The sequence below is a fragment of the Pseudomonas sp. B21-041 genome, assembly GCF_024748675.1.
In the GTDB taxonomy this organism is placed as follows: Bacteria; Pseudomonadota; Gammaproteobacteria; order Pseudomonadales; family Pseudomonadaceae; genus Aquipseudomonas; species Aquipseudomonas neuropathica.
Genome location: NZ_CP087175.1, coordinates 4750496 through 4770175, shown reverse-complemented (window position 1 = coordinate 4770175; position 19680 = coordinate 4750496). Strand labels below are relative to the sequence as shown.

The window sequence follows — 19680 nt, the reverse complement described above, 5'->3', positions numbered from 1 at the left end:
CCGGCATTGATGAGATTGAGTGTGTTACGCCGGATTTGAATGGCGTGCCGCGCGGCAAAGTGATGACCGCTGAGGGTTTCCTCGAAGGGCGGCGTCTGCAACTGGCCCGTGGCGTGCTGTTGCAATGCATCATGGGTGGTTACCCGGCAGCACGGTTTTACGGCAGCGACGACGGCGATCTCGCCCTGATTGCTGACCCGACCCAGATCCATCGTTTGCCATGGAGTGACGACCCGCGTGCCCTGGCGATTTGCGATGCCGATGAGTTGAGCGGCGAGAGCTCCAACCTGTCGACTCGCGGTCAGCTCAAGAAAGTCATTGCCCGTTATGCCGCGCGCGGCCTGGCGCCGGTGGTGGCGACCGAGCTGGAATTCTTTGTCTTCGCGCCGAATACCGATCCGACCCAGCCGTTCCGTCCGCCAGTAGGCCTTGACGGGCGTCGCGAGGATGGCCAATCGGCGTTCAGCGTCAGTTCCAATAACGGTCTGCGGCCGTTCTTCAACGAAGTCTATAAGTGCATGGCGGCACTCGGTCTGCCGCGCGATACCTTCATGCACGAGATGGGCGTCAGCCAGTTCGAGATCAATCTGCTGCACGGTGATCCACTGCTGCTGGCCGATCAGACGTTCCTGTTCAAGCACCTGCTCAAGGAAGTCGCGCTCAAGCACGGCCTGACCGTGGTGTGCATGGCCAAGCCGCTGGCACACACGCCAGGCAGTTCGATGCACATTCATCAGAGCATCGTCGAGACCGCTAGCGGCAAGAATGTCTTCAGTGATGCGCACGGCGAGCCAACCGCGATGTTTCGCCACTTCATCGGTGGCCAGCAGGCGGGCATGGCCGATTTCACCGCACTGTTTGCACCTAATGTGAATTCCTATCAGCGCCTGTGCCATCCGTACGCATCACCGAACAACGCCTGCTGGTCGCACGACAATCGGGCGGCCGGCCTGCGAATTCCGGCCAGTTCGCCGGTTGCCCGCCGGGTGGAAAACCGTTTGCCGGGCGCCGATGCGAATCCGTATCTGGCGATCGCCGCCAGTCTGGCTGCCGGTTTGCACGGGATCGAGAATGAGCTGGAACCGAGCGAAGCGATTCAGGGCGAGTTCGCGGTGCCGGACAATCTTGCGCTGCCGTGTACCTTGCACGCCGCGCTCGAACGTCTGAAACGTAGCCAATTGGCGAGGGAACTGTTCGGACAGGAGTTCATCGAAGGCTACATCGCTTCGAAGACCATGGAGTTGACCAGCTTCTTTGATGAAATCACTCCCTGGGAACGACGTGTTCTAGCAGCCCAGGCCTGACGTACCGCCGCCATCGGGCTATCGTTCTGGTAGCCCGATATCTACTGCAAGGAGCCGCTCGGAACGCCGATGCGCCAAATCTGGAAATCCTTTCGAGCACTGTATTTCGCCTCGCTGATGATGTTGATCGGCTCGGGCCTTCTATCCACTTATCTGGCATTGCGTCTGGCCGCTGACAATGTCGACGGCCTCTGGGTCGGCGCGCTGATGGCGGCCAACTATTTCGGTCTGGTGCTGGGCGGCAAGATCGGTCACCGACTGATTGCCCGGGTCGGGCACATCCGTGCTTATTCGGCCTGTGCCGGGATCGTCGGGGCGGCGGTGCTTGGCCACGGTCTGGTCGATTGGCTGCCGGCGTGGCTGGTGCTGCGGACCATCGTCGGTCTGGGCATGATGTGCCAATACATGGTGATCGAGAGCTGGCTCAACGAACAGGCGGACGCCAATCAGCGTGGCCTGGTGTTCAGCGGCTACATGATCGCTTCGTACCTGGGCCTGGTCCTCGGCCAACTGATTCTGGTCATGCATCCGGGCCTGGGGCTGGAACTGCTAATGCTGGTCGCGCTGTGTTTCGCCCTGTGTCTGGTGCCCGTGGCATTGACGCGGCGGATTCACCCGGCGCCACTGCATCCGGCGCCGATGGAGCCACGCTTCTTTATCAAGCGCGTACCGCAGTCGTTGAGTACGGTGCTGGGTGCCGGTTTAATCATCGGTTCGTTTTACGGTCTGGCACCGCTGTACGCCTCGCAACAAGGGCTATCGACCGAGCAGGTTGGTCTGTTCATGGGTAGCTGCATCTTTGCCGGTTTATTGGTGCAGTGGCCGTTGGGCTGGTTGTCCGATCGTTATGACCGGGCGCTGCTGATTCGCTGCTTTGCCGGGTTTTTGGCGGTGGCGGCGTTGCCGTTGGCCGTGCTGCCGCAGGTTCCGCTGGAGGTGTTGTTCGGGGTTGGTTTCCTGTGTTCACTGGTGCAGTTCTGTCTGTACCCACTGGCAGTGGCATTCTCCAACGACCACGTCGAAGGCGATCGTCGCGTGTCGCTGACCGCGATGCTGCTGGTGACTTATGGTGTCGGTGCGAGCATCGGACCGTTGCTTGCGGGCGTGTTGATGAAGCTGTTTGGCAGCCAGAGCCTGTATGCGTTCTTCAGCTTCTTCGCGTTGGTGCTGGTGTGGCGGATCCGGCCGAAAGCGGTGACCAATCTGCATCAGGTCGACGACGCGCCGCTGCATCACGTGGCCATGCCGGACAGCATGTCCAGCTCACCGCTGGTGGCGGCCCTCGATCCTCGGGTAGACGAGCAGGTGGTGCAGGAGCAGATGGTGCAGGATCCGGTGCAGACGCCGGCAAGTCCCGAGCCTGAAGCTGATACTCCGTCAGAGCCTGCGGCAGAAGTCGAATCGGATACCGATAAACCCGCGCCTGATCTCAGCGGCGGTAGACCCTGAACTGAACAAAAAACATCGCGCATAAAAAAGGGCAGTCCCGCCAAGGACTGCCCTTTTTATTGGCCGTGCGAATCAGAGATCGTCTTTGTCGAAACGGCGTGCTTCACGTTGCAACTGATACACGAAACGCTCAACGTTGCGCGCAGCCTGGCCACTGATGTTGTGGAAACGCAGACCGGCAAAGGTGATGTTGAGTTTTTCTTCGAAATGCAGATAGCGCAATTCGACGGAGATCGGCTGGTTGCCGAACAGCGGCGGGGCGATCAAGCGGTCATAAACCTGGCCCAATTGCAGGCGGTCGGTGATATCACCTTCGAAACGCAGCTTGCAGCCGGTCGCGGAGATATCCAGCAGTTTGCCGTTGATTGGCGCCTTGAGTTTTTCGCCGCCCAGTTCAACGCTGACCAGATCGGTCAGTTTTAGTGCCGCACGGAAGGCATTGCGGCGCTGGTGGTAAACCACTTCAGTCGGCAGTGCGCCGGTGTAGAAACGATCACCCTCGGATTCTTCGATATTCAGCGTGCCGGTGCATTCCCAGGCGATGCGCACGCCTTCATGAAAACCTTCAACCTTGAATGGCTCACCGGCCTGCAGGAAGCGTTCGCCATCACGCGGGATCATCTCGTCCAGTGCGATCGTAGCGCTGTCGCGGTCGACTTTGATCAGATAGCTCTGGAAGCGCTGGCTGCGCTCATGAAAGGTGATGATCAGCGGATCGTGGCTTTCTTGCAGCTGGCGCAGGTTGCTGGAGATTTCCAGTGGCGTGGTAAGCACCTTAGGGGGCTGCGGAGCATCATCCGCGCTGAGGGCGTTGGACACGGTTTATCAATCTCCAGACAAAATATGACGACTAGCCAGCATTTTGCCAGCATGTTTCGCGGGTTGATAGAGCTGGCGCATCAACGGCTCATGCCTGGCTGAGCGGACGCGGTGTGGCGGGTTTGGCAAATGTACCGCTGGCGTTATACAGCGCCGGCGCTTCACCGCCGGTGAGGATCTTCAGCTGATTGGCCGTGGCGGCCTGCTGGATCTGGATCGACTGGCCGTTCTTGACGTTGGCGGCCTGGCATTGAGCGATCAGATCGGTCAATGCATCGCCTTGCGCCAACAACTGCTCGCCAATGCTCGACTGGCCAGCCAGTTGCTCCAGACCGCTGCGGTCTGTCGGCAAGTTGAGGCTGGCGAGGATTTCGCTGCGTTTGCGGCCATGCTGTTCAAGCAGAATGATCAATGCCTGTTTATGCGCCAGAATTTCTTCCAGCAAGGGCATGTCGCGACCGTGCAACGCGAGGGATTCGGTTTGCAGCAACTCCAGCAATTGTTGAGCTGGAGCAAAGTCGTCGTTGATCAATTGCAATAAATTAGTGTCGTGCATGGCTGGCCTTGGGTTTTAAGCGTCCAAAAGCCTGGCGCCGGCAAAAGCCTAGCGCTGGGCTTCGAAGTTGAGCAGTTTGCTGGCTACACGGTTGCTGTCGACTTTATAGCTGCCATCGGCAATCGCGGCTTTCAACTCGGCCACACGGGCTTTGTCGACAGCAGGTTGATCGCGCAGCTTGTCAGTGACCTTCTGCAACTGTTGAGCCTCATTGCTGAGGTGTACCGATTCCCCGCTTTTTGCGGTACTGGCCGGTTCGGCCTGGGTATTCAGCGGCGCGGAGGTACCGGTTTCGGCGGTTTCCTTGGCGTTGCTGGTACGTGTACTGCCCGTAAGTGACGAGGAGCTGTTCAAACGGCTGAAATCGATGACCATGATAAAAACCTCTGGGAATTTGGACGCTTGCCATGTTTTCGGCCATCCCCTGGAAAACTTTAGGCACATTTACAATGAGCCTTGCATGCGCCGGCGCGTGTCCTGCTGCGGCACAGTTTAGGGAACAGCCGGGGTCAGCGCCAGTTTTCTACATCGCCACTTCCACTTGGCCGGGCGCGGTGACTTGCGCCTTGATGACCCTTTGCGAGTTGAGGTTTTTCACCCGGATCTGTTCTTTCAAACCGCCATTGGCCAGCGCTTCACCGGGCATGCGCACGGCGAGTGTGCCGCTGCGGGCAGTGATGACCACTTGATCACCCTTGCGAATGACTTCCGCCTGTTCCAGATGGACCAGAGTAATGACCTGATCGGCTACCGTTGGTCGGGTTAATTTCTGCCCGATCGCTTCGTCTACCGAGGTCAGAAAGCCTTGGTTGATCGTGCTCACGTCGCGTTCACGCAGGGTCACGTCCTGTGGTTCGATGATCCCTGCACGTTTCAGCGGTCGGGTGGTTGTCACAATCTCGCGAAACAGGCGGACTTGAGCGGGCACGAACACAGTCCAGGGCGAGGCGCCCTCACAACGGACCTTCACGGTAACCCGGCCCAGCGGACGTGCCGGACTCTCCAAAGTCGCTGTCAATTCCTTGTCGCACATAGGCATGCGCATACGGGGGTCGAGCTGGTTTACTTCGATCTCGTAGCGGCCTTCCGTTTGACTGGTGGCCAGATAGTCTTCTACGGTGAACTCAAGAAAGCCCTGAGTGACGCCGATAAGCATGTCAGGCAAGGTAACCGCATCAGCAATGGCAGGGCTGCCAGCGAAAAAGCAGCAGACGGCGGACATCGCGCAAAGGCTTTTGCGAGCGCGGGAGGTCAGGTGTCGGAAAAATGTCGTTTGAGCGTTCATACGAGTTAAAAAGCAAGCGCCGTGCCGTTTAGCAATGAATGTGCGTCGCAACAACACTTGGCGTTGGTGTAGGAGTCTGGGCATGGCTGGTGTAATGGATTCGGTGAACCAGCGCACGCAACTGGTGGGGCAGAATCGCCTGGAGCTGTTGTTGTTCCGTCTTGACGGTCAGCAGCTCTACGGAATCAACGTGTTCAAGGTGCGGGAAGTGTTGCAGTGCCCGTCGCTGACGTTGATGCCCAAGTCCAGTCCTGTCGTGTGCGGGGTGGCAAATATCCGGGGGGCGACCATTCCGATCCTTGATCTGGCAATGGCCACCGGTTCTGGAGCGTTGAAGGACAAGAACAACCCGTTCGTGATCATCACGGAGTACAACACCAAGACCCAGGGTTTCCTGGTCCGCTCGGTGGAGCGCATCGTCAACATGAACTGGGAAGAGATTCATCCACCGCCCAAGGGCACGGGTCGCGATCACTACCTGACCGCTGTGACTCGGGTGGACAATCAGTTAGTCGAAATCATCGACGTCGAGAAAGTGCTGGCGGAAGTTGCGCCGACACCGGAAGCGATTTCGGTGGGCGTGGTCGATGTCGAGACCCAGACCAAGGCACTGTCATTGCGTGTCTTGACGGTCGATGACTCGTCGGTGGCGCGCAAGCAGGTCACGCGTTGTCTGCAGACAATCGGGGTCGAAGTGGTGGCGCTGAACGACGGCAAACAGGCGCTGGATTACCTGCGCAAGCTGGTCGATGAGGGCAAGAAGCCGGAAGAAGAGTTCCTGATGATGATTTCCGACATCGAGATGCCGGAGATGGACGGGTACACCCTGACGGCGGAAATCCGCGGCGACGCACGCATGCAAAAGCTTCATATCATCCTGCATACTTCGTTGTCGGGGGTATTCAACCAGGCGATGGTCAAGAAAGTCGGTGCAGATGACTTTTTGGCCAAATTCCGTCCTGATGACCTCGCATCCCGGGTAGTCGACCGGATCAAAGCAGCAGATATCAGCTAGGAGCGTTTTGCTCCTGGCGGTCAACACGATTTAAGAGGCGGCATCATTGTCTACGGGTAATTTGGATTTCGAACAGTTCCGGGTCTTCCTGGAAAAAGCCTGTGGCATTCTGCTCGGTGAAAACAAGCAGTACCTGGTCTCGAGCCGTCTCAACAAACTGATGGAGCAGCAAGGCATCAAATCCCTGGGTGAGCTGGTTCAGCGCATCCAGACCCAGCCGCGCAGCGGTTTGCGCGAGCAGGTGGTCGATGCCATGACGACCAACGAAACCCTGTGGTTTCGTGACACCTATCCGTTTGAAGTCTTGAAGAACAAGGTGCTGCCTGAAGCGATCAAGGCCAGCCCCAACCAGCGCTTGCGGATCTGGTCAGCGGCGTGCTCGTCGGGCCAGGAACCGTACTCGCTGTCGATGTCGATCGACGAGTTCGAGCGGACCAACCTTGGTCAACTGAAGATGGGCGTGCAGATTGTTGCCACTGATCTGTCCGGCCTTATGCTGACCAACTGCAAGACCGGCGAGTACGACAGTCTGGCCATCGGTCGTGGTTTGTCGCCGGAACGCCTGCAGCGTTACTTCGACCCGAAAGGGCCGGGCCGCTGGGTGATCAAGGCGCCGATCAAGAACCGGGTAGAGTTCCGTTCGTTCAACCTGCTCGACAGCTATGCCGCGCTGGGCAAGTTCGACATCGTGTTCTGCCGCAACGTGTTGATCTACTTCTCTGCCGAAGTGAAGAAAGACATCCTGTTGCGCATTCACAGCACGTTGAAGCCGGGCGGTTATCTGTTCCTTGGCGCTTCCGAAGCGTTGAACGGTTTGCCGGATCATTACCAGATGGTGCAGTGCAGCCCGGGGATTATTTACCAGGCTAAATGATTGCAGCGGTAATACAAAAAAACGGGAAGCCTTAAGGCCTCCCGTTTTTTTATGCCCCAATTATTTTATTTCCCACGAACACCACACCCCCCCCTGTGGGAGCGAGCCTGCTCGCGAAAGCGGTCTGTCAGTAAAACAGTTGGCGACTGACACGCCGCCTTCGCGAGCAGGCTCGCTCCCACAGGGGATCTGCGTTGACCTGGCAAGGACGGCAAGCGGCAGAAAAGCGGCATCCGGCGGATACCGGTTGCCGCTTTTCTGGCATTGCCGCTTTGCCGATGCCCCGCAAAGCCCCGGTTTATGGGTGTTTTGCCGTTTGGCACGGCGCTTGCTAAAGCTCAGTTACGAAAAACCGGTCACCTGAAGGTTCCCGACATGAGCATCAGCTTCGATAAAGCGCTCGGCATTCACGAAAAGGCATTGGGCTTCCGCGCCCAGCGTGCCGAAGTGCTGGCCAACAACATCGCCAACGCCGACACCCCGAACTACAAGGCTCGGGATCTGGATTTCTCCAAAGTGCTTGAAGCACAGACCCAGAAAAACGCTAACGGCACCATCGCCCTGAACATGACCAACAGCCGTCACATCGAAGCTGAAGGCCTGGGCAATGGCGACGAATCGCTGATGTATCGCACGCCGATGCAACCGTCGATCGACCAGAACACCGTGGACGCTCAACTGGAACAGTCGAACTACGCGGAAAACGCCGTCGGCTTCCAGGCCAGCTTCACCCTGCTCAACAGCAAATTCAAAGGGCTGGTGTCAGCCCTGCGCGGAGAGTAATCCATGTCCCTGTCCAGCGTTTTCAACATTGCCGGCAGCGGCATGAGCGCACAAACCACGCGTCTGAACACCGTGGCGTCGAACATCGCCAACGCCGAAACCGTCTCGTCGAGCATCGACCAGACCTATCGCGCCCGTCACCCGGTGTTCGCCACCATGTTCCAGGGCGGCCAGAACAGCGGCAGCAATTCACTGTTCCAGAGCCAGGACGCGGCCGGTCAGGGCGTACAGGTGCTCGGTGTGGTCGAAGACCAGAGCAACCTCGAAGCGCGCTACGAGCCGAACCATCCGGCGGCCGACGCCAAAGGCTACGTCTACTACCCGAACGTCAACGTGGTGGAAGAAATGGCTGACATGATTTCCGCGAGCCGCTCGTTCCAGACCAACGCCGAAATGATGAACACCGCCAAAACCATGATGCAGAAGGTACTGACCCTCGGTCAGTAATAAGGGGCGACTGCCATGAGTGTTTCCGATACCACCAGCAGCCTGAGCATGAATGACATCCTGGCGAACTCGTCGAAAAAGACCAGTTCGACCACCGGTGGCATTGCTTCGGCGACCAACAGCGCCACCGGCGGCCAGGCACTGGGCAAGGATGCGTTCCTGCAATTGCTGGTCACCCAGCTGAAAAACCAGAACCCGCTTGATCCGCAGGACAACAGTGCCTTCGTTGCGCAGTTGGCACAGTTCAGCAGCCTTGAGGGGATCACCACCCTCAACAGCACTGTCAGCTCGCTGGCCGGCAACTACAACTCCTCGCAGGCGTTGCAGGCTTCGTCGCTGGTGGGCCGCAATGTGATCGTGCAGACCAACTCGGTTCAGCTCGACGATCCGAGCAAAGGCATGACCGGCTCGGTCACCGTTCCGTCGTCGATTGCCGGCGGCACCGTCAGCATCACCGACAGCAGCGGCACGGTGGTTCGCACCATCGATCTGGGCAGTCGCGCCGCAGGCAGCGCGAGCTTCACCTGGGACGGCAAGGACAAGGACGGCAATCTGGTCAAGACCGGTACCTATACCGTCAAGGCCAACGCATCGATCAATGGCACCTCGACCGACATGGCGACCTACCTGCCGGCCACCGTCACCAGCGTGACGATCAGCCAGACCGGCGGCGAGCTGATGCTCAACCTGTCCGGCAAGGGCACCGTTGCCCTGTCCAAAGTACAAACCATTGGTATATAGAGCCGACTAACCGGCACAAAGGAGTGGAATATGTCTTTCAATATCGGCCTTAGCGGTCTCTATGCAGCCAACAAACAACTGGACGTGACCGGCAACAACATCGCCAACGTCGCGACCGCCGGTTTCAAATCGTCCCGTGCAGAATTCGAAGACGTTTACTCGTCGACTCGCCTGGGCAGCGGCAGCAAAGTGATCGGCAATGGTGTGCGTCTGGCCAACGTTTCCCAGCAGTTCACCCAAGGTGACATCAACAACACCGGCAACGTGTTGGACATGGGCATCAACGGTTCCGGTTTCTTCACCATGAGCAACAATGGCTCGGTGTCCTACACCCGTGCCGGTACGTTCAAGGTCGACAACGCCGGTTACATTACCAACACCGACTACACCTCGCGTCTGCAAGGTTATGGTGTGGATGCCAACGGTAAGATCGTCAATGGTGTGTTGACCGACCTCAAGATCGACACTTCAAACCTGGCGCCTAAGTCCACCTCGCTGGTGACCTCGACCATCAACCTGAACTCGACTGCGCCAGTGATCGACGACACAGTGGCCGCCGGCAAGTTCGATCCGAGCAACCTCGCGACCTACACCAAATCGTTCAGCACGCCGATCTATGACAGCCAGGGCAACATGCACCCCATGGATCAGTACGTGGTGAAAACCGGTGCCAACACCTGGAAGGTCTATACCCTGGTGGACGGTCGTAACCCGGATGCAACGGGCAGTGATCCAAAAGTCACCGCGCCGGTGCCTTCCACCATGACATTTGACTCCGCTGGCAAGCTGACGCAGGTCAGCACCCTGCCTGGCCCGGTGATCAGCAGTGACCTGAAGCTCACGGGTTGGGTGCCGGGTAATGTCGTCAATGGTACGTTCAAGGCTAATGGTGCGGCCGCGAACCCGGCAGGTATCACCATTTCGATGGCTCAGACCACCCAGTACAACGCTGACACTGCGCGTTCGATCCCGACGCAGGATGGTTACGCCACTGGCCAGATCACCAACCTGACCATCGACGGCACCGGTACGCTGTTCGCCAACTTCAGCAACAACCAGAGCAAGGCTATTGGCCAGGTCGCACTGGCGAGTTTCACCAACGAACAAGGCTTGCAGGCAGTCGGCGGCACTAGCTGGAAGGAGACTTTCGCTTCGGGTATTCCAGGCTACGATGCGCCGAAAACCGGTACGTTGGGTGAGGTGGTTTCCAACTCGCTGGAAGAGTCGAACGTTAACCTGACCAACGAGCTGGTAGACCTGATCAAGGGCCAGAGCAACTATCAGGCGAACGCCAAGACCATCTCGACTCAGAGCACCATCATGCAGACCATCATTCAGATGACCTGATTCTGGTATCTGCTTGTGCAAGGAAGCCCCTCTTTTGAGGGGCTTTTTTGTTGGGCTTTTTTGGGGGGGGATGTTTTGATTGGGTGTATATCCGTTGTTTCGGGTGCTGCGGCTGGCGGTTCGCTCTTACAGCGACTCACTCCGACCAATCTCCGATTGCACACTCCCAATCCCACTGTGGGAGCGAGCTTGCTCGCGAAGGCGACCTGAGAGCCAGGCAGCCTCTGCCAGATGTACTCAACTTCTGTAAGCGCTGCCGAAGGTAAACGGCGCCCAAAAGAAAACCCCCGACACACCAGAAGTCTGTCGGGGGTTTTATTTTGCCTGGAAGAATCAGGCGTCTCGCAACGCCTGATTCAGCTCAGCTTATTGGCAAGCTTCGCAATCCGGCTCGTCGATCGCGCAAGCCTTTGGCACTGGAGCAGGACCGGCAGGTGCTGCCAGAACCGAATCGTCGCCGTGGTTGCCGCCGCTGGAAACAGCGTTCAGCTTGCCGGTGTTGATGGTCGACTTCTCGGTGCTGGTCGCGGCCAGGGCACGGAGGTAGTAAGTGGTTTTCAGGCCACGGTACCAGGCCATGCGGTAGGTCACGTCGAGCTTCTTGCCCGATGCGCCGGCGATGTACAGGTTCAGCGACTGGGCCTGGTCGATCCACTTCTGACGACGGCTGGCGGCGTCAACGATCCACTTGGTGTCCACTTCGAACGCGGTCGCATAAAGCTCTTTGAGTTCTTGCGGGATGCGCTCGATCTGCTGAACCGAACCGTCGTAGTACTTCAGGTCGTTGATCATGACCGAGTCCCACAGACCGCGAGCTTTCAGGTCGCGAACCAGGTACGGGTTGATCACGGTGAATTCGCCCGACAGGTTCGATTTCACATACAGGTTCTGGTAGGTCGGTTCGATCGACTGCGAGACGCCGGTGATGTTGGCGATGGTCGCGGTCGGTGCGATGGCCATGATGTTCGAGTTACGAATACCTTTCTGTACACGGGCGCGAACCGGTGCCCAGTCGAGGGTTTCGTTCAGGTCGACATCGATGTACTTCTGGCCACGGGCTTCGATCAGGATCTGTTGCGAATCCAGCGGCAGGATGCCTTTGGACCACAGCGAACCCTGGAATGTCTCGTACGCGCCACGCTCGTCAGCCAGGTCGCAGGACGCCTGGATCGCGTAGTAGCTGACCGCTTCCATCGACTTGTCGGCGAACTCGACGGCAGCGTCGGAACCGTAAGGGATGTGCTGCAGGTACAGCGCGTCCTGGAAGCCCATGATGCCCAGACCGACCGGACGGTGCTTGAAGTTGGAGTTCTTCGCTTGTGGCACCGAGTAGTAGTTGATGTCGATCACGTTATCGAGCATGCGTACAGCGGTGTTCACGGTACGTTGCAGCTTGGCGGTGTCCAGCTTGCCGTCAACGATGTGGTTCGGCAGGTTGATCGAGCCCAGGTTGCAAACGGCGATCTCGTCCTTGTTGGTGTTCAAGGTGATTTCGGTGCACAGGTTCGAGCTGTGAACCACGCCGACGTGCTGCTGCGGGCTGCGCAGGTTGCACGGGTCTTTGAAGGTCAGCCATGGGTGGCCGGTTTCAAACAGCATGGAGAGCATTTTGCGCCACAGGTCTTTGGCCTGGATGGTCTTGAACAGTTTGACCTTGCCTGGGTATTCGGTCAGCGCTTCGTAGTACTCGTAGCGCTCTTCGAAGGCTTTGCCGGTCAGGTCGTGCAGGTCCGGTACTTCGGATGGCGAGAACAGGGTCCACTTGCCGTCATCGAAAACACGCTTCATGAACAGGTCAGGGATCCAGTTGGCGGTGTTCATGTCGTGGGTACGACGACGATCATCACCGGTGTTCTTGCGCAGTTCGATGAACTCTTCGATGTCCATGTGCCAGGTTTCCAGGTAGGCACAGACAGCGCCTTTGCGCTTGCCACCCTGGTTAACGGCTACAGCGGTGTCGTTCACCACTTTGAGGAACGGCACAACGCCTTGCGACTTGCCGTTGGTGCCCTTGATGTACGAACCCAGAGCGCGAACAGGCGTCCAGTCGTTGCCCAGGCCACCGGCGAATTTCGACAACATGGCGTTGTCGTGGATCGCGTGGTAGATGCCCGACAGGTCATCCGGCACGGTGGTCAGGTAGCAGCTCGACAGCTGTGGACGCAGGGTACCGGCGTTGAACAGGGTCGGGGTCGACGACATGTAGTCGAAGGAAGACAGCAGGTTGTAGAACTCGATCGCACGGTCTTCTTTCTGCTTCTCTTCGATCGCCAGGCCCATGGCCACGCGCATGAAGAAGATCTGCGGCAGTTCGAAACGCACGCCATCCTTGTGGATGAAGTAACGGTCGTACAGGGTTTGCAGGCCCAGGTAGGTGAATTGCTGATCACGCTCGTGGTTGATCGCCTTGCCCAGTTTTTCCAGGTCGAAGGAAGCCAGCACAGGGTTCAGCAGTTCGAACTCGATACCTTTGGCGATGTAAGCCGGCAGTGCCTTGGCGTACAGGTCGGCCATTTCGTGGTGAGTGGCGCTTTCGGCCACACCGAGGAAACCCAGACCTTCGGCACGCAGGGTGTCCATCAGCAGGCGGGCAGTCACGAACGAGTAGTTCGGCTCACGCTCGACCAGGGTACGGGCGGTCATCACCAGGGCGGTGTTGACGTCGGTCAGGGCCACGCCGTCGTACAGGTTTTTCAGGGTTTCGCGCTGGATCAGGTCGCCGTCGACTTCTTCCAGACCTTCGCAGGCCTCGGTGACGATGGTGTTCAGGCGGCCCATGTCGAGCGGCGCCAGGCTGCCGTCGGCACGGGTAATGCGGATCGACGGGTGAGCGTTGACCGCTTCTTCGGCCGGCGCGTGGGCAGCACGTTCTTTCGAACGACCGTCACGGTAGATCACGTAGTCGCGAGCGACTTTCTGCTCACCGGCACGCATCAGGGCCAGTTCGACCTGGTCCTGGATTTCTTCGATGTGGATGGTGCCACCCGACGGCATGCGACGCTTGAAGGTCGCGGTGACCTGTTCGGTCAGGCGGGCAACGGTGTCATGGATTCGCGACGAAGCGGCAGCGGTGCCGCCTTCAACTGCGAGGAACGCTTTGGTGATAGCGACGGTGATCTTGTCATCGGTGTAAGGAACGACAGTGCCATTGCGCTTGATCACGCGCAGTTGACCAGGCGCGGTGGCTGCCAGATCCGAATTCGAATCAGCGGCCTGCGGCAAGGTGCCCTGCGGGTTCTCGCGAGTTGTGTCGGTTTGCATGGGGGGTGGTCTCCACATTCTCTATGTTTGTTTGGGCACCATCATGGTGCCCACCGTTCTGTCCAGAAGCACTACAGCCGACGGGCGTCGGGTATAACAACTTCGGGACAGTAGGAAAAAAGGCTGATGAAGCCGCATCCTTGCCGAAGTTTTTGGCTACGAGCCAGGGCTCGAGCCGGATTCCTTCCCGGGTGACAGTAATGACTGCAACACCCGTACCGTTCTCGCCGCTGCGAGGTAAAAAACGGTGCCATCCGCAAGTGCGGTTTGGGCTTTGAAAAACTTGCTGGGTTCAACCGGAAACAGGCAATAAATCGCTTGAGTTTCAGGTCTGAAATGTGGTTGGGCGTTTAAGCGGAAAACCCTATATGTGGGGTCTCTCCCTGCGCCGTGCTACAAGATAATGCGTTTCACGGGTGCTTGCAACGTACTAGCTGTGGATAAACCTGTGCGTAAATTGTGTAAGAAATCCGGAATTCGCGTGTAGGCCGCGAACCTGCTGAGCTAGACCGTCTGTCACTGTTTTTTCACCGGGAAAAACGCTTCAGCGGATTTTTAAGGGCGCGAACCCTATCACAAAAAACTGCCTTGTCCGAACGCATTTACCGACTTGTGTTCTGGCTGGACGCCGTTTATACAATCGGCCTATGCGCAGGCATTCTTATCCTCCAGAAACATGACAAAAGGACGGGAGGATCACGCTGAATATCGCGTACCCCTGTAGGAGCTGCCGAAGGCTGCGATCTTTTGATCCTGATCTTGAAAAGCAAGATCAAAAGATCGCAGCCTCGTTTCACTCGACAGCTCCTACAGGGGATTGTGTGTCCGGGCAATCGCCTTCCTTTTATTAATAACAATAGAAAGCAGAGGTCACCGGTGGAGCAACAAGCCTTTGAGGTATTGATCGTCGAGGATGACCAGCGGCTGGCCGAATTGACGCGCGACTACCTGCAAGCCAATGGACTGCGCGTGAATATCGAAGGCAACGGGGCGCTGGCGGCGGCGCGGATCATCAAGGAGCAGCCGGATCTGGTGATCCTCGATCTGATGCTGCCGGGCGAAGATGGCCTGAGCATCTGTCGCAAGGTGCGCAATCAGTATGACGGGCCGATTCTGATGCTCACCGCACGCACTGACGATGCCGATCAGATTCAGGGCCTCGACCTCGGTGCCGACGATTACGTGTGCAAACCGGTGCGCCCACGGCTGTTGCTGGCGCGCATTCAAGCGTTGCTGCGCCGTAGCGATACACCTGAACCGCTCGCCGAAAAATCCCGCCGTCTGCAATTTGGCCCGCTGGTGGTCGACAACGCCTTGCGCGAAGCGTGGCTGAGCGACAACGGCATCGAGCTGACCAGCGCCGAATTCGATCTGCTCTGGCTGCTGGTGTCCAACGCCGGGCGGATTCTGTCCCGCGAAGAAATCTTCACTGCACTGCGCGGCATCGGCTATGACGGTCAGGACCGTTCGATTGATGTGCGCATCTCGCGCATCCGCCCGAAAATCGGCGACGACCCCGACCATCCACGCCTGATCAAGACCATTCGCAGCAAAGGTTATCTGTTCGTTCCTGAAGCCTGCGTAGATCTGCCGCTGTGAACTCGATCTTCCTGCGCATCTACGGCGGCATGTGCGCAGCGCTGATTCTGGTGGCGGTGCTCGGCGTGCTGGCGCTGAATCTGCTCAATCAGGTGCGCAGCGAGCAGTATCGCGAGCGGCTGGCACACGGCACGTTCTCGCTGATGGCCGGCAACCTGCAACCGATGAATGAAACCGAGCGCCATCGCGCGTTGCTGGTGTGGGAGCGTTTGCTGGGGATTCCGCTGGCGCTGAAGAAGTTCGCCGAGACCGATCTCGATCTGACCCAGCGCACCCGCGTGCAACGGGGGCAGGCGTTGGTCGAGCAGACCGGTCCGCACGCAGCGAAGGTTTACCGGATGGTCAGCGACAAGGAACAGCTCGTACTGGTGGGTGAAGTTCAGCAAATCAGCGAGCAACTGGCCCGCGCAACCATTTACCTGCTGGCCGATGAACTGGTGCGCGTGCCGGTCGCCGAGCAACCCAAGCGCCTCGCACAGATAAAGGACGAGAAGGGCTTCGGTTTCGATTTGCGCCTGGTCACGGTGAATGACGCCGACATGGACGAAGACCAGAGCCGCCGCGTGGCCGAAGGCGACACGGTGATGGCGCTGGGCAAGGGCGGCGATTCGATCCGCGTGTTTGCCGGCATGGTCGGCACGCCGTGGGTGCTGGAAATCGGGCCGCTGTATCAGATGAACCCGTATCCGCCGGAATGGCTGGTGCTGATTGCGGCACTCGGCCTGACCCTGATCGGCCTCATTGTTTATCTGTTGGTGCGCCAGCTCGAACGCCGTTTACGCGGCCTCGAAGCGGCGGCCACGCGCATTGCCAAGGGCAGCCTGGAAACTCGTGTGCCGGCGCGCGGTGCCGACTCGGTCGGGCGTCTGGCGGCGGCGTTCAACGGCATGGCCGAGCACTTGCAGCAGCTACTGGCAATCCAGCGCGAACTGGTGCGTGCGGTCTCTCATGAACTTCGCACGCCGGTGGCGCGTCTGCGTTTCGGTCTGGAAATGATTGGCTCGGCGACCACCCCGCAAGCGCTGGAGAAATACCGCGAAGGCATGGATCACGACATCGAAGACCTCGATAAGCTGGTCGATGAAATGCTCACCTATGCGCGACTGGAGCAGGGTTCGCCGGCGCTGACGTTCCAGCGCATCGATCTGGATGCGCTGGTCAATCAGGTGATTGAAGAGCTGGCGCCGTTGCGCGCCGAAGTCACCGTGCAGCGGGGATTGTGCCTGTCTGCCGCCGATAACGATGATGCCTGGGTCGAGGCCGAGCCGCGTTATCTGCACCGGGCATTGCAGAATCTGGTGAGCAACGCCATGCGCCACGCACGCTCGAAGGTGACGGTGAGTTATCAGGTCGGGCAATTGCGCTGTCGCGTGGATGTCGAAGATGACGGCCCGGGCGTGCCGGAAGTAGCGTGGGAGCGGATTTTCACGCCGTTTCTACGCCTGGATGACAGCCGTACGCGGGCGTCGGGCGGGCATGGCCTGGGCTTGTCGATTGTGCGACGGATCATTCACTGGCATGACGGCCGGGCGATCATTGGCAAGAGCAAGAGTCTGGGTGGGGCTTGCTTTAGCCTGAGTTGGCCGAGGAATCAGGAACGCCGTTGAGTCTTGTGTTGGTTCGGCAGGCCTCATCGCGAGCAGGCTCACTCCTACAGGGGAACGCATTTCAAATGTAGGAGTGAGCCTGCTCGCGAAAGCGCGAGCGCCCGCAACACAAATCTTCAGGCTTTGATGCTGACCAGACTCAACAACTGCCCATCCCGCACCCCGAACTGCGCCTCCAGTTCAACGCCGTTACGCCACTCGGCCGACAAGTCCGCCAACAGCCGCAACCTCACTTGACCCGCTTCAGTCCACTCCAGCACTTCAGCGTGCTCGAAATAAAAGCGCTTCTGCACAATCGGGTACAGCGCTTTGAACAGACTTTCCTTCACCGAAAACGTCAGCGTCACCCACAGCGCCAACTGATCCCGCGAGGCGGCCGTCATGCGTTGCATTTCAGGTGGCGTCAGAATCTCCCCAGCCAGCCGCTCGGCACGTTCGGTGTCGAGCAGGTTTTCCAGATCCATGCCCAAACCGCGCCAGTGCCTTTTGTTGGCGACAATCGCTGCCGCGCGTCCGGTGCTGTGCGTGATCGAGCCGCAGATATGTGCGGGCCATATCGGCGCGCGGTCTTCACCAATCGCTGGCACAACGCTGCTGCCTTCCAGTTGCTGCAACGCTGCACGGGCGCAAATCCGCCCGGCGAGGAATTCCGCCTGACGTTTGGCCACCGAGCGCTGAATGCTTGGCGGGGCAACGACGGCGCTGCGCTGGAAATCATCGCCGAGCAGTTGTGCCGGATCGAAATGGGTGCTGAGCAGCACGGTATCAGGCAACACCGTCGGCAACGGCCAGTGGCTGTCGAGCGCGGTGCAGCAGGCGGGGAGGGCGGGGGTGAGATTCATGGCGGGCATTTTGCCGGTTAGTCGAGACAAGGTCGAGATGATCGTTCCCACGCTCTGCGTGGGAATGCCTCAATGGACGCTCTGCGTTCGCTTTGGGACGCAGAGCGTCCCGGGCTGCATTCCCACGCGGAGCGTGGGAACGATCAGGTGCGGAGGGGTCAGCTAAAGATTTTCTGCAAGAACGCTTTCATGTCCGCCCAGGATTTTTCATCCGCTGCCTTGTTGTACCCGATGTCCGGGCCACCGTGCTCGCCATGGCTCAGGCGATCGGCATCCGGATTGGTAAATCCGTGCTTGGCGCCGTCGAGGCTGACGAACTTATAGTCAGCGCCAGCCTTGTCCATTTCCGTCTTGAACGCCGTGACATTGTCTGGAGTGACCATGCTGTCCAGCGCACCGTGTTCGACCAGAATCTTCGCCTTCACACTGCCGGGTGTCGCCGGGGTCTTGGTCGCCAGCGCGCCGTGGAAACTCACCACACCTGCCAGCGGCTCTCCTTGTCGCGCGGCGTTGAGCACCACGCCGCCGCCGAAGCAGTAACCGATGGCGGCGATTTTGTTGACGTCGGTCTGCGCCTGCTTCTTCAGCAAATTCAGCCCGGCCTCAAAGCGCTTGCTGGAAGCCGCCGCATCCTGAGTCGCCGCCTGCATGAACGCCATTGCGTCTTTCGGGTGCTCGGTGTTCTTGCCTTCGCCGTACATGTCGATCGCCAACGCGCTGTAGCCAAGTGCGGCGAGATCGCGTGCGCGGCGTTTGGCGTAATCGTTCAGGCCCCACCATTCGTGCACCACGACGACACCCGGGCGTTTGCCTTGGATGGCGTCGTCGTAGGCGTAGTAGCCGATCAGTTTCGTGCCGTCGGCGCTCTGATAGGGGATTTCTTCAGTCTTGATCGCAGCCTGAGTGAGGCTGCTGACAGCCAGCAAAGTAAGGGCGAGGAACAGGCGCATGGTCGGGTCTCCTGACAATAAAGGGTCAAAACAGCCTAGTTCATTTGGTTCAGGTCAGGTTCAGAGACGGTTCAGGGGCGGTACAGGGGGAGGTCAGTAACCTTGCGCCATACCCAAACAGCACTGTGAAAGAGGAAATACCCATGACTTTTAACAAACTGTTGCTGGCATTGACCGTAATGAGCGCCAGTATCGCGGCCCAGGCTGACACCACTTCGAACTTCGCCGGCCTGTCCTTCGGCCAGACCAGCGACAAGATTGACAAGTCCCACGCACTGAACAACAACCTCGACCACCCGAACGCCACCGGCGCCATCGACGGTAACAACACCTACGGCGTACGCCTCGGTCAGCAAAACAGCCAGGGTCGCTACTACGCCACCTACGACAACGTGTCGGGCTCGCACAATGGCATTAAACTGCGTCAGGAAAACCTGCTGGGCAGCTACGATCTGTTCTACCCGGTAGGCGGCAGCACCAAGTTGTTCGGTGGCGCGACGGCGGGTTTGACCAAGCTGACTCAGGAATCGCCAGGCTTTAGCCGCGACAGTGATATCGGTTACGCCGTCGGTGGTCAGCTCGGTGTGTTGCAACAAGTATCGCAAAACACTTCGGTCGAACTCGGTTACCGTTACCTGCGCAGCAATGCCAGCACCGAGATGAGCGAACGCGGTGGCAGCAAGCAAGGTTCGCTGGATTTGACCAGCAGCGCGCAGACTTACCTGTCGGCTAACTACAATTTCTAAGGAGTTGCCAGCAGGTTCAATGTGGGAGCGAGCCTGCTCGCGAAAGTGCCGGTTC

General features: G+C 58.7%; 18 protein-coding genes. 11 read left to right on the top strand and 7 right to left on the bottom strand.

Going from position 1 to position 19680, the window contains the following annotated elements:
* The first annotated feature begins 62 nt into the window (after positions 1-62).
* Positions 63-1304, top strand: coding sequence for a glutamine synthetase family protein (locus tag LOY43_RS21190; RefSeq protein WP_175559686.1), 1242 nt, complete (start codon positions 63-65; stop codon positions 1302-1304).
* 69 nt (positions 1305-1373) lie between these two features.
* Positions 1374-2753: an MFS transporter gene (locus LOY43_RS21185; protein ID WP_095051112.1), complete on the top strand. Its 1380-nt coding sequence runs from the start codon at positions 1374-1376 to the stop codon at positions 2751-2753.
* A 72-nt stretch (positions 2754-2825) separates the two neighbouring features.
* On the opposite strand, the gene LOY43_RS21180 is transcribed toward LOY43_RS21185, so the two are convergent.
* The 4 genes from LOY43_RS21180 to flgA all read right to left on the bottom strand — a co-directional run bounded on the left by LOY43_RS21180 (position 2826) and on the right by flgA (position 5413).
* A complete protein-coding gene (locus LOY43_RS21180; RefSeq protein ID WP_093442101.1) occupies positions 2826-3572 on the bottom strand; it encodes a flagellar brake protein in 747 nt (248 codons plus the stop codon).
* Positions 3573-3660: 88 nt separating this feature from the next.
* Positions 3661-4128, bottom strand: a complete 468-nt coding sequence (locus LOY43_RS21175; RefSeq protein ID WP_095051111.1) for a flagella synthesis protein FlgN — start codon at positions 4126-4128, stop codon at positions 3661-3663.
* Between the two features lie 48 nt (positions 4129-4176).
* Positions 4177-4503, bottom strand: coding sequence for a flagellar biosynthesis anti-sigma factor FlgM (gene flgM / locus LOY43_RS21170; protein ID WP_077574151.1), 327 nt, complete (start codon positions 4501-4503; stop codon positions 4177-4179).
* 148 nt (positions 4504-4651) lie between these two features.
* Positions 4652-5413, bottom strand: a complete 762-nt coding sequence (gene flgA, locus LOY43_RS21165) for a flagellar basal body P-ring formation chaperone FlgA (protein WP_026000512.1) — start codon at positions 5411-5413, stop codon at positions 4652-4654.
* 82 nt (positions 5414-5495) lie between these two features.
* Here flgA and LOY43_RS21160 point away from each other — a divergent pair, with 82 nt between their 5' ends.
* From LOY43_RS21160 to flgE, 6 genes are all read left to right on the top strand, one after another.
* Entirely contained in the window at positions 5496-6428 is a 933-nt protein-coding gene (locus LOY43_RS21160) for a chemotaxis protein CheV (RefSeq protein ID WP_007917585.1), read from the top strand.
* A 46-nt stretch (positions 6429-6474) separates the two neighbouring features.
* A complete protein-coding gene (gene cheR, locus LOY43_RS21155; protein WP_016983976.1) occupies positions 6475-7302 on the top strand; it encodes a protein-glutamate O-methyltransferase CheR in 828 nt (275 codons plus the stop codon).
* 375 nt (positions 7303-7677) lie between these two features.
* Positions 7678-8085 (top strand): flagellar basal body rod protein FlgB, encoded by a 408-nt coding sequence (gene flgB / locus LOY43_RS21150; protein WP_007917581.1) that lies wholly within the window; start codon positions 7678-7680, stop codon positions 8083-8085.
* Between the two features lie 3 nt (positions 8086-8088).
* Entirely contained in the window at positions 8089-8532 is a 444-nt protein-coding gene (gene flgC / locus LOY43_RS21145; protein WP_003227217.1) for a flagellar basal body rod protein FlgC, read from the top strand.
* Between the two features lie 15 nt (positions 8533-8547).
* The gene (gene flgD / locus LOY43_RS21140) at positions 8548-9273 is read left to right on the top strand and encodes a flagellar hook assembly protein FlgD (protein ID WP_095051110.1); all 726 of its coding nucleotides are present in this window, start codon (positions 8548-8550) and stop codon (positions 9271-9273) included.
* A 30-nt stretch (positions 9274-9303) separates the two neighbouring features.
* Positions 9304-10620: a flagellar hook protein FlgE gene (gene flgE, locus LOY43_RS21135; RefSeq protein ID WP_095051109.1), complete on the top strand. Its 1317-nt coding sequence runs from the start codon at positions 9304-9306 to the stop codon at positions 10618-10620.
* A 366-nt stretch (positions 10621-10986) separates the two neighbouring features.
* On the opposite strand, the gene LOY43_RS21130 is transcribed toward flgE, so the two are convergent.
* Positions 10987-13881, bottom strand: a complete 2895-nt coding sequence (locus LOY43_RS21130) for a ribonucleoside-diphosphate reductase subunit alpha (protein WP_095051108.1) — start codon at positions 13879-13881, stop codon at positions 10987-10989.
* Positions 13882-14757: 876 nt separating this feature from the next.
* Between LOY43_RS21130 and LOY43_RS21125 the strand changes: the two genes are divergently transcribed.
* Complete coding sequence (locus LOY43_RS21125; RefSeq protein WP_095051107.1) at positions 14758-15480, top strand: response regulator; 723 nt, start codon at positions 14758-14760, stop codon at positions 15478-15480.
* Entirely contained in the window at positions 15477-17087 is a 1611-nt protein-coding gene (locus LOY43_RS21120) for an ATP-binding protein (RefSeq protein WP_095051106.1), read from the top strand. The genes LOY43_RS21125 and LOY43_RS21120 overlap by 4 nt, the downstream gene beginning before the upstream one ends.
* Positions 17088-17203: 116 nt before the next feature.
* Here LOY43_RS21120 and LOY43_RS21115 read toward each other — a convergent pair whose 3' ends face one another.
* A complete protein-coding gene (locus LOY43_RS21115; protein ID WP_095051116.1) occupies positions 17204-17929 on the bottom strand; it encodes a 4'-phosphopantetheinyl transferase in 726 nt (241 codons plus the stop codon).
* 158 nt (positions 17930-18087) lie between these two features.
* On the bottom strand, positions 18088-18879 hold the full coding sequence (locus LOY43_RS21110; protein WP_095051105.1) for a dienelactone hydrolase family protein: 792 nt from the start codon (positions 18877-18879) through the stop codon (positions 18088-18090).
* Between the two features lie 143 nt (positions 18880-19022).
* Between LOY43_RS21110 and LOY43_RS21105 the strand changes: the two genes are divergently transcribed.
* Positions 19023-19625, top strand: a complete 603-nt coding sequence (locus LOY43_RS21105; protein WP_095051104.1) for an outer membrane beta-barrel protein — start codon at positions 19023-19025, stop codon at positions 19623-19625.
* The last annotated feature ends 55 nt before the right edge of the window (positions 19626-19680 follow it).

What these genes read in the sequence shown, in the direction of transcription:
- flgB (WP_007917581.1), top strand. Translation starts at nt 7,678, where the DNA reads ATGAGCATCAGCTTCGATAAAGCGCTCGGCATTCACGAAAAGGCATTG.
- flgM (WP_077574151.1), bottom strand. Translation starts at nt 4,503, where the DNA reads ATGGTCATCGATTTCAGCCGTTTGAACAGCTCCTCGTCACTTACGGGC.
- flgC (WP_003227217.1), top strand. Translation starts at nt 8,089, where the DNA reads ATGTCCCTGTCCAGCGTTTTCAACATTGCCGGCAGCGGCATGAGCGCA.
- flgD (WP_095051110.1), top strand. Translation starts at nt 8,548, where the DNA reads ATGAGTGTTTCCGATACCACCAGCAGCCTGAGCATGAATGACATCCTG.
- LOY43_RS21110 (WP_095051105.1), bottom strand. Translation starts at nt 18,879, where the DNA reads ATGCGCCTGTTCCTCGCCCTTACTTTGCTGGCTGTCAGCAGCCTCACT.
- LOY43_RS21160 (WP_007917585.1), top strand. Translation starts at nt 5,496, where the DNA reads ATGGCTGGTGTAATGGATTCGGTGAACCAGCGCACGCAACTGGTGGGG.
- flgA (WP_026000512.1), bottom strand. Translation starts at nt 5,413, where the DNA reads ATGAACGCTCAAACGACATTTTTCCGACACCTGACCTCCCGCGCTCGC.
- LOY43_RS21105 (WP_095051104.1), top strand. Translation starts at nt 19,023, where the DNA reads ATGACTTTTAACAAACTGTTGCTGGCATTGACCGTAATGAGCGCCAGT.
- LOY43_RS21175 (WP_095051111.1), bottom strand. Translation starts at nt 4,128, where the DNA reads ATGCACGACACTAATTTATTGCAATTGATCAACGACGACTTTGCTCCA.
- LOY43_RS21130 (WP_095051108.1), bottom strand. Translation starts at nt 13,881, where the DNA reads ATGCAAACCGACACAACTCGCGAGAACCCGCAGGGCACCTTGCCGCAG.
- flgE (WP_095051109.1), top strand. Translation starts at nt 9,304, where the DNA reads ATGTCTTTCAATATCGGCCTTAGCGGTCTCTATGCAGCCAACAAACAA.
- LOY43_RS21190 (WP_175559686.1), top strand. Translation starts at nt 63, where the DNA reads ATGACCGCTGAGGGTTTCCTCGAAGGGCGGCGTCTGCAACTGGCCCGT.
- LOY43_RS21185 (WP_095051112.1), top strand. Translation starts at nt 1,374, where the DNA reads ATGCGCCAAATCTGGAAATCCTTTCGAGCACTGTATTTCGCCTCGCTG.
- LOY43_RS21115 (WP_095051116.1), bottom strand. Translation starts at nt 17,929, where the DNA reads ATGAATCTCACCCCCGCCCTCCCCGCCTGCTGCACCGCGCTCGACAGC.